The sequence below is a fragment of the uncultured Campylobacter sp. genome (genome assembly GCF_938045595.1).
Lineage (GTDB): Bacteria > Campylobacterota > Campylobacteria > Campylobacterales > Campylobacteraceae > Campylobacter_B.
The window spans coordinates 1-8,800 of record NZ_CALIBB010000142.1; the positions used below are offsets into that span (position 1 = coordinate 1).

General features: G+C 42.6%; 7 protein-coding genes. 4 read left to right on the forward strand and 3 right to left on the reverse strand.

Annotated features, from left to right (window positions below):
- Window positions 1-665: 665 nt before the first annotated feature.
- Complete coding sequence (locus Q0340_RS06175; protein WP_291937493.1) at window positions 666-2,087, reverse strand: Do family serine endopeptidase; 1,422 nt, start codon at window positions 2,085-2,087, stop codon at window positions 666-668.
- Window positions 2,088-2,255: 168 nt separating this feature from the next.
- On the opposite strand from Q0340_RS06175, the gene Q0340_RS06180 reads away from it, so the two are divergent.
- From Q0340_RS06180 to Q0340_RS06190, 3 genes are all read left to right on the forward strand, one after another.
- Window positions 2,256-3,158 (forward strand): DnaJ C-terminal domain-containing protein, encoded by a 903-nt coding sequence (locus Q0340_RS06180; protein ID WP_298082579.1) that lies wholly within the window; start codon window positions 2,256-2,258, stop codon window positions 3,156-3,158.
- A gap of 12 nt (window positions 3,159-3,170) precedes the next feature.
- Complete coding sequence (locus tag Q0340_RS06185) at window positions 3,171-3,482, forward strand: helix-turn-helix transcriptional regulator (protein WP_005870178.1); 312 nt, start codon at window positions 3,171-3,173, stop codon at window positions 3,480-3,482.
- A 487-nt stretch (window positions 3,483-3,969) separates the two neighbouring features.
- A complete protein-coding gene (locus Q0340_RS06190) occupies window positions 3,970-5,601 on the forward strand; it encodes a cation:proton antiporter (RefSeq protein WP_298082580.1) in 1,632 nt (543 codons plus the stop codon).
- 637 nt (window positions 5,602-6,238) lie between these two features.
- Here Q0340_RS06190 and Q0340_RS06195 read toward each other — a convergent pair.
- Entirely contained in the window at window positions 6,239-7,003 is a 765-nt protein-coding gene (locus Q0340_RS06195; protein ID WP_298082581.1) for a hypothetical protein, read from the reverse strand.
- 266 nt (window positions 7,004-7,269) lie between these two features.
- Window positions 7,270-7,428 carry a hypothetical protein gene (locus Q0340_RS06200; protein ID WP_298082582.1) on the reverse strand — a complete coding sequence of 53 codons (159 nt, stop codon included), beginning with the start codon at window positions 7,426-7,428 and terminating at the stop codon, window positions 7,270-7,272.
- Between the two features lie 630 nt (window positions 7,429-8,058).
- Between Q0340_RS06200 and Q0340_RS06205 the strand changes: the two genes are divergently transcribed.
- On the forward strand, window positions 8,059-8,800 hold a 742-nt coding region (locus Q0340_RS06205; protein ID WP_298082583.1), incomplete at its 3' end, for a cation:proton antiporter.

Genomic DNA, 8,800 nt, shown 5'->3' on the forward strand with positions numbered 1-8,800 from the left:
TTACGATTACAAAATGATGGAATTTTAAAATTCCGACTTTAAAATTTAGCCAGCGGAATTCCCAAGAAGTGACGTAGTTGGAAAAGTGCTAGAATAAAAAGGTGATAGTTTCTGTAGCAGAAATATGGTAGGGCATAAATTTTATAAAATTTGGATTTGTAGAATTTAAAGTGAAGTAATATACAAGAGGAATTAAAATTTGAAGTAATTCTAGGCTAGAAGCACATACTTCTGCGGTATGTTGTTAGCAAAGAGATTAAAATTTTAAAGCAGTTCCAGACGAGGTGATAAAAACGATAAAGTAGCGGCGTGGAGGGTTAAATTTTAAAAATTATAAGTGAAAACAAAAGCAAAAAAGCAAAATTCCAAGAATTTCAAGCGAAATTTGGGCTTTCAGCGGTGTTTAAAATGGCAAATGGCTTTCGAAGCTATTTGAAATAACAAAGGGCTTTCGGCGGCATTTTAATGCTCGCCAAAAGCCCATTTTCATAGTTTATGCATCTTTTGCGCTCGAAAGCTAGGAATCCCACTTGTCAAAAAGCTCAAAATCTCAAAAGCTTCTGTTTGCTTACTTGCAATGTTCCGCTAATGCTTTGAGCTGGGCTTGCCGCGGTTAAATTTTAACGCTTGCGCGTTTCTCGCAGCTAAAGCCTGGCGGACCAAGCTTAGCGGATTACAAGACCTTGCGGAATTCCGCGTCTGATAACCCAGACTAGGGTCTTTTTGCCCTTGTAATCTTTGATATAACGATCAAAGTCGTCTGAGCTTTTGACATCGTTTTGACCGACTTGGATGATTACATCGCCTACCTCAAAGCCGTAATCATCGGCTTTTGAGCCATCTTTTACGCTTAAGACGAGGGCACCCGAGACATCGTCGTCGAGGTTATATTTGCGGCGCAAGCTGTCATTTAATGTCCTTAGCTTTAGCCCCTCTATTGCGCTTTTCGAGTCTTCGCCGGCTGAGCCTAAGGTAGTGGAGTCGGATTTCATCGCATCTAGCTTGATAGTCGTGCTCTTGCTTTTGCCGTCGCGCTCAAATTCTACATCCACTGAGCTTCCTGGAGCCATTGAGCCGATTAAATTTTTTAGCTCGTTGGCGTTTTTGATAGATTTGCCGTTTATTTTGGTGATCAAATCGCCGCGCTTGATGCCTGCTTTATCGGCAGGCATGTCTTTTTCGACGCTTGAGATTAGCGCGCCCTCTTTGCTTTCATAGAGCTCTTTTTGATCTTTAGACATATCCGAGATCGTAACGCCTATAAAGCCACGCTCGATCTTGCCGTTTGTGATGAGCTTTTCAGCGATCTCTTTTACCATATTTGAAGGGATCGCAAAGCCTACACCGTTATTTCCGCCGCCGCGACTTAAAATAGCGGAATTTATTCCCAAAAGCGCGCCGCGACTATCCACTAGCGCGCCGCCTGAGTTGCCCGGATTGATCGAAGCGTCGGTTTGGATGAAATTTTCATATTGATTTAACCCGATATTGTTTTTATTTAGCGCCGAGATTATGCCTTGAGTTATGGTGCCGCCCACGCCGAAAGGATTTCCGATAGCAAATACAATGTCGCCCTCCATAGCCTTGGACGAGTCGGCAAATTTAACCGCAGAGAGATTTTTTTCGTCGATTTTGATGATTGCAAGGTCGGTTTTAGGGTCGGTGCCGATCACCTTGGCTTTATATTCCTTATCGCCTTCTAATAGCGTAACTACGATTTCGTCGGCATTTTCTATTACGTGATTATTTGTGACAATATAGCCGTCTTCGGAGATGATGACGCCAGAGCCTAGCGAGCTTCCCTCGCGCTCTTGTTGCTGCGGAATGTCAAAGTCGAAAAATTGCTTAAAAAACGGATCGTCAAACATCTGCGACATCGGGCTGTTGCCTGCTTTGATCTTGGTTTTAGTTGCGATATTGACGACGGATTTTTTTACGTCCGCAAGCGAGCTGTGATACGAAAGCACCACGTCTTGATTAAAGCCCGGATTTACGCGCTCATAATTACTTGGAGCTTCTTTAATGTCGATACTGGCGCCAAAAAGCGCACCTGCTAAAGCTATCGATATGATGATCGATTTTTTCATTTTTGCTTCCTTTGTGATAATGAAATTTTGGCGGAATTATAAATTTTGTCCGCTAATATATTCTTAACGCAAAATTAAAATTTATAAATAGAATTTAGCAAACTTGATTGACACTCACTAAAGTTTTATGATATAATCTACATAAATTTTAAGATTTTAAGGATTAAAATGGCAAGCACAAGCAGTTTATACGAAACCTTAGGCGTGGATAAATCAGCAAGCGCCGAGGAGATTAAAAAAGCTTACCGCAGGCTGGCTCGCAAGTATCACCCGGATATCAATAAAGAACCAGGAGCTGAGGATAAATTTAAAGAGATCAACGCCGCGTATGAAATTTTAAGCGACGAGAAAAAGCGGGCGCAGTATGACCGCCACGGCGACGAGATGTTCGGCGGACAGAATTTCCACGATTTCGCGCAGGGCTCGGCAAACATGGGCGATCTAAACGACATCCTAAACAGCATTTTCGGCGGCTCTTTCGGCGCAAAAAGCGCAGGCTCACGTGGCGGATTTAGTTTCAGCTCTTTCGGTGGTGGCGAGGGTTTTAGTGGCTTTAGCGGCAGCAGTTTCGGCGGCACACAGAGCCTAGATACGCACAGCTCGATTGAAATTCCTTTTGAAACCGCGATACAAGGTGGCGAGATGAGCGTGCGCGTAAGTGGCGAGACGGTTAAATTTAAAGTACCCGCGGGCATCAATGCGGGCGAGAAGCTGCGCATCAGGGGTAAAGGACAAAAATCAGGCGCTCAAAGCGGCGATCTAATTTTAGAGATAAAAATCGCGCCAAGCGCCGAGTATAGCCGCGAAGGCGACGATCTTTTCAAAAAAATTGACGTGCCTTTGAAAACGGCGATGTTTGGCGGAAAGGTAGAAATTTCGACGCCAAGCAAAAGCGCAACGATAAAGATCGCAAAAAATACCAAAAACGGGCAGAAATACCGCTTAAAAGGCTACGGCGTGCAAAACCGCAAGAGTAAAATTTTAGGCGATCTATACGCGGTGGTAAACGTCGTCCTTCCCGACGTCGATTCGCTGGATGAGGACGTCAAAGCCGCGCTGCAAAAGCTATAAGGAGGCATCAAAATGCATGATTACGATGAGCCGGTTTATCTCATATCGATAGTTTCGAAGGTCCTAGATATCCATCCGCAGACGCTGCGGCAATACGAACGCGAAGGACTCGTAAGCCCGGGGCGCACGGAGGGTAAGATGCGCCTGTACTCGGCGCATGATATGGACCGCATACGTATGATTTTAAACCTTACAAAGGAGCTTGGCGTCAATCTTGCGGGCGTGGACGTGATCTTTCGCCTGCAAGAAAGGATTGCCGAGTATGAGCGCGAGATCGAGGAGCTGCGGGCTAGAATTTTAGAGCTTGGCGGAGAGACAGATTAAAGTTTGCGAAATAAAAATTTTAAAGCTCAGCAAAAATCAGATCCTGGTGCTATAAGCTGAGATTTTAATGCTATCAAAAAGCAAAATCGCCTCGCAAGCGTAGATTAAAGCGATAAATTTTGACTTTCAGAGCGGATTTGTGAGCGCGTAAAATTTAAAGTTGCGCTAAGCAAACTCGGGCGAATTTTCTTGCAATTAAATTTAAAAGCCGTCTTATATAATTTAGCTTTAAAATTTAAAATTCCAAGTCGTGCTAGGCTTTAAAATTTTGTCGCGAACCTCTAAATTTAGCGATAAAGTGCGACATAATTTCTCTATTTTTAAGCGGGATTTTAGTAAAATCACATTATAAAATTTACCCGTAAATTTATATGAAAAGATAAAATTTCATCGATTATCGCCTCCGGTAAATGGTCGCGGATAATGTAAAATTTGACAATAAATTTAGCGCTAAATTTTACGTATAATCTTACAAAAAAGGGAGTTAATGGAGCTTGTTATAGAGCTATTTCTTGCGATCACCGCGCTTGCGATAGTGCTAAATATCGTCTTTAAAATTTTTGAAATTCCCACTATCATCGGCTATATCGTCGCGGGCGTGTGCTTTTCGCAGATCTATAGTCTAAGCAGTGTCGAAAACGCCCATATGTCCGAGCTGGCAGAATTTGGCATCGTCTTTTTGATGTTTACCATCGGGCTTGAGTTTAGCTTCCGCCACTTAATGAGCATGAAAAAGGACGTATTTTTTAACGGCATACTCCAAGTGCTTGGCACCGGTATTATTCTAGCACTCATCATCGATCAAGCTTTCGGCGGAAACATAAAAACCGTGATGATTATCGGGCTTGCGCTCGCGCTTAGCTCTACGGCGATCGTGCTAAAAACGCTCAACGAAACAGGCGAAATCAACCAAAACTACGGGCGCAAGGTGCTTGGCATCCTGCTATTTCAAGACCTCGCCGTCATTCCGATATTGCTTATGATAGACATCTTTGGCTCGACTGACAACACTCCAGTAAATTATCTCATTTTAAAAACTGCCGTAAGCGCTGCAATAGTCGTAGTGATCCTTTTCGTGCTCGGCAAATTTGCTTTCAATCGCTTCCTTTACTACGTCGTAAGGACGAATTCTAAAGAAATTTTCATCGCGACCATCCTTTTTACCGTCGTGGGGGCTAGCTTTTTGGCGCATGTTTTTGGTTTTTCGTACACGCTGGGCGCATTCATCGCGGGCATGCTAATCGCAGAAACCGAGTATAAACACGAGATAGAGGCCGATCTGACGCCGTTTCGAGACATACTGCTCGGACTTTTTTTCATCACGATTGGCATGCAGATAAATTTTGAAGTCATCGTCTCGCACTATGGGCTAATTCTACTCGCTATTATCGTTATAATGGCGCTTAAAACGGTTGTGATTTACGCGATCTTATTTCTCTCGACCGGTAAAAGGATAGCACTAAAAGCGGCGCTGTCGCTATGCCAGATAGGTGAGTTTGCGCTTGCGATCTTTTCGCTGTTGATGAGCCGCGATATGCTAAGTAAGGAAAACGGGCAAATTTTAATTACAGTCGTAACCGCGACTATGATTTTAACGCCGTTTATTCTTAAGAATTTAAACAAAATCGCCAACCGCTTCGAGTCCAAGGTTGAAAAACTCGAGGATGAGGAGCATAAAACTCAAATCCCGCCGATGAAAAATCACATCATTGTAGCAGGCTACGGCAGGATAGGGCAGGAGGTGGTGCTGCGCCTTAAAGATCAGGGGCTGCTATACGTAGTCGCCGAGAGTGATTTAGAGCTCGTGGATCTGGGCAAATCGCGCGGCGAGAATATATACTTTGTAAACATAATGCAAAAAACCGCGATCGACGAGCTGCATGCGCGCGATGCGTCGGTCATCATCCTAACGATCGCAAATCAGCAAAAGCTCGACATCGTCGCTAAGATGCTAAACGGCTCTAATTTAAAAGCAAATATCATAGTGATGCATACGGGTGCTGATCCGCAAAGCGAGCTGCAGAGCGAATACGGCGAAAATTTTATCTTTGTAAAAAAGGAGAGAGTAGTAGCCAATGCGCTTTTGCAAGAGGCATTGAAATGCAAGCTAACGCAGTAACCTTGAGCGTTTAAGATCAAATTTAAACGCATTTGCTATGCCTAAAATATCCACGCTTCTTTATTCTTACTTCTATGCTCAGCTAATTTAAAGCGTTTTAATGAACGCAGATAAATAGATATATTTAAATGGCGGGCTTGCAAATTTAAAGACGCAAAGTGCTGCTTTGGATTGATTTAAATTCTAAATTTAAGCTGTCCTTTCACAGCTAAAGAATACTTAGACAAGGAGCTTATGAAGTATATTTGAGCGATAAAGTTATTTAAAAACTCGTTTAAATTTTACTAATTTCACTCTTTTATCTCTTTATAAACGCTTAAGTTGCGTGCTAGGCAAACAAGGATAGTAATAACGGACACAGGCGTCACTGCTAGAAGATAAAATAAGCCAAAAAATAGCCCTATATCGCTAGATTCACTACCGCCGCCGGCAAGCCATAACGCTATAGCCATAATGGGATAATACAAAACCAATGTTACAATCGCAAAATTTTCTATCGCGAAAATCGTATTGCTTTTTTCGGGATTTTCTACGAAAAGTTTGCTGTATCTGCGTTTTGAAAAGAGAAATATAAGCGTGCAAACGGCGCTAATTATAAACGCCCAGTGTAATTCGTACGAATTTGGTAAAAATAAAATCAAAAAACCGTTGTCACAAAACTCACGAAAGCAAATCTGATCAAACGGTGAAGTTGATATTTTTGCTTTAAATTTTTTGCAATTCGTGTTAGAGCTTTGCCGTACTCTAGCGCTTCCTCTTTGCTTTGGATAGATTCTGTTTCAAGGCTCGCGTCATTAAATTTTTGCTCAAATTTAGCGGCTTCATCTTGGGCGCCTTGCGCCTTGCCGTTTGTTTTGTTAAAATTTTGCTCGCCGGAAATTTTATCAGCGACCGCTCCGCCGATTTTTGTCTGCGATTTTGGTGCCGGTAGATACACGGTTTCATCGGCGTCAAATTCCGGATTTGCGTTATATGTTATTATCGCCACCGGAATAGCGATAAAAATAGCGGGTATAATCTGACGCGTATCCCAGTCTATGTGATATTTTATCTGTAAATAAAATCCGATTAAAGCATAAAGGACGTAAAATATCGCAGCCACATGTATCCATATAAGCATAAAGGCCTTATCCGCATCGCTAAATAAAAGCAGGGCATATTTTTTATACTTCAGCCTATTTAGGCAGACGAGTATATTTATCGCAGATAGCGCAAGCATGCATAAAAACGACATTATGGGCGCATCATGTACAAACGTAAGAAACACGACGATATAAATCAGGAAGGTCAAAAGCGTCCCGAAAAACAGATATCTACAAAAGCGAAATCTATCGTAGTTTTTTAAAATTTCTTGCGGAATTTGGCTGATGTCCGCGGGGATTTTGTCTTTTTGCGTTTTCATTTTTACCGCTTTTCTCGGTTATTTTAGCTCAAATTTTGCTTTTTTACTCCGTAGCGTTTTAAATTTAATGAATCGAGCTTTTTTTGACTTGCTTCTTTTTTGGCAGACAAGCGATCCCGATTTCACATTAAATTTTAAAAGCGAATACTTACCGGCTCTCGCAATTTAATCGATAAAATTTTTGGCAGGCTAAATTTACGCTCTGCTTCTAGTTAAATTTAGCTTCAAAATTTATCCTGCTTCATTCATAAAATAAGGCAACTAAGCTAAAGCTCATTCGTTTTATCCACCCGCACGAACGCCCAGTGCATAAAATCCCGCTTTGGCTCGTATTTGCCGCTGTTAAAATCAACCTTGCTTATAAATTCATTCGCATAGCTAGTTTTAACAAGCCATCGTTGAAGCTGGGCACCTTTTTGCTCCAATGCTCGGCAAATTTTTTGCCAAAGCAGAGCAAGTCTTGGGCTATTTTTGAAATTTGGCTTTGAAAAATGGGGCGAGCCGCCTAGCATTGCCTGATGGATAATGAGTACAAATATGCCGTTATCTTGGGACTAAAGCTATAAAAGCTAGATATTAAGCAAATCAAGCTATAATTTCGCCCCAATCCTAGGTAGATGTCCGAGCGGTTTAAGGAGCACGCCTGAAAAGCGTGTGCGGGGCAACTCACCGAGAGTTAGAATCTCTCCCCGCCATTTTTTAAATCTATTAAATTTTACTTAGTGTTGAGGATAGGTATGAAAATTTTACTCTTAGGCGCTAGCGAAAGCCTTGGCGGCTACGTTATAGGCGCGCTCTAAGCTCCTACATAGACTCAGCCAAGATTATAGAAAACTAAGCTCTTGACTACACGCTGATACGTCCGCAGTGGTTTAGTTGTGCCAACGAGATAGACTGCAAGGTTACGAGCTGGGCAAAAAAGGGAGAAATTTAAAAACGAAAATGACCAAATTTCAAGAAAATCTATCGCAAATTTGGTCAAAAGATGCCTGATCGATAGCTTTGGCATAAAAGATAGCCTAGGCATCAACAAAAAAGAAATTTAAAGGAAAAAGATGATTGAACACTTACTGCTATTTTTGGCTTTGCTAGCTATCATTATCGCTTTAGTGATGATCTCAAACAGCCTAAAAGTAGCCTATCCGGTGCTTTTAGTTTTGGGCGGTCTTGCCATTAGTTTTGTGCCAAATTTACCCACCATCAGGATCGATCCAGAGCTTATTTTCATCATATTTTTACCGCCGCTTCTTTACGAGGCCGCATGGGCAAACTCGATAAAAGAGCTCTATAAATGGCGCCGAGTGATTGGAAGTTTTGCATTTATCGTCGTTTTTATCAGCGCAGCAGCTGTTGCCGTGATAGCAAATTTAGTGATCCCTGGCTTCTCGCTCGCCCTTGGCTTCATGCTTGGCGCCATCGTCTCACCACCAGATGCGGTGAGTACGGCTGCGATCCTTAAATTTGTCAAAGCACCGCGCAGGATCAGCGCTATTTTAGAAGGTGAGAGCCTTTTAAACGACGCATCATCGCTCATCATCTTTCGCTTTGCCGCAGTGGCCGTGACGACTGGGCAGTTTATCTGGTACAAGGCGGCTGCGAGCTTTGTCTGGATGGTGGCTGGCGGTGTTTTGGTCGGTCTTGTGGTGGCATTAGTAGCCTACTTTTTGCATAGGATCTTGCCAACCGATGAGAACAGCGATACGATCATGACGATCACGACGCCTTATGTCATGTATATTTTGGCTGAGGAGCTTGGCGCGAGCGGCGTTTTGGCGGTGGTTTGCGGCGGACTTTACC

Excerpts from the sequence above, each read along its gene's own strand:
- Q0340_RS06185 (WP_005870178.1), top strand. The coding sequence starts at position 3,171 with ATGCATGATTACGATGAGCCGGTTTATCTCATATCGATAGTTTCGAAG.
- Q0340_RS06175 (WP_291937493.1), bottom strand. The coding sequence starts at position 2,087 with ATGAAAAAATCGATCATCATATCGATAGCTTTAGCAGGTGCGCTTTTT.
- Q0340_RS06190 (WP_298082580.1), top strand. The coding sequence starts at position 3,970 with ATGGAGCTTGTTATAGAGCTATTTCTTGCGATCACCGCGCTTGCGATA.
- Q0340_RS06195 (WP_298082581.1), bottom strand. The coding sequence starts at position 7,003 with ATGAAAACGCAAAAAGACAAAATCCCCGCGGACATCAGCCAAATTCCG.
- Q0340_RS06180 (WP_298082579.1), top strand. The coding sequence starts at position 2,256 with ATGGCAAGCACAAGCAGTTTATACGAAACCTTAGGCGTGGATAAATCA.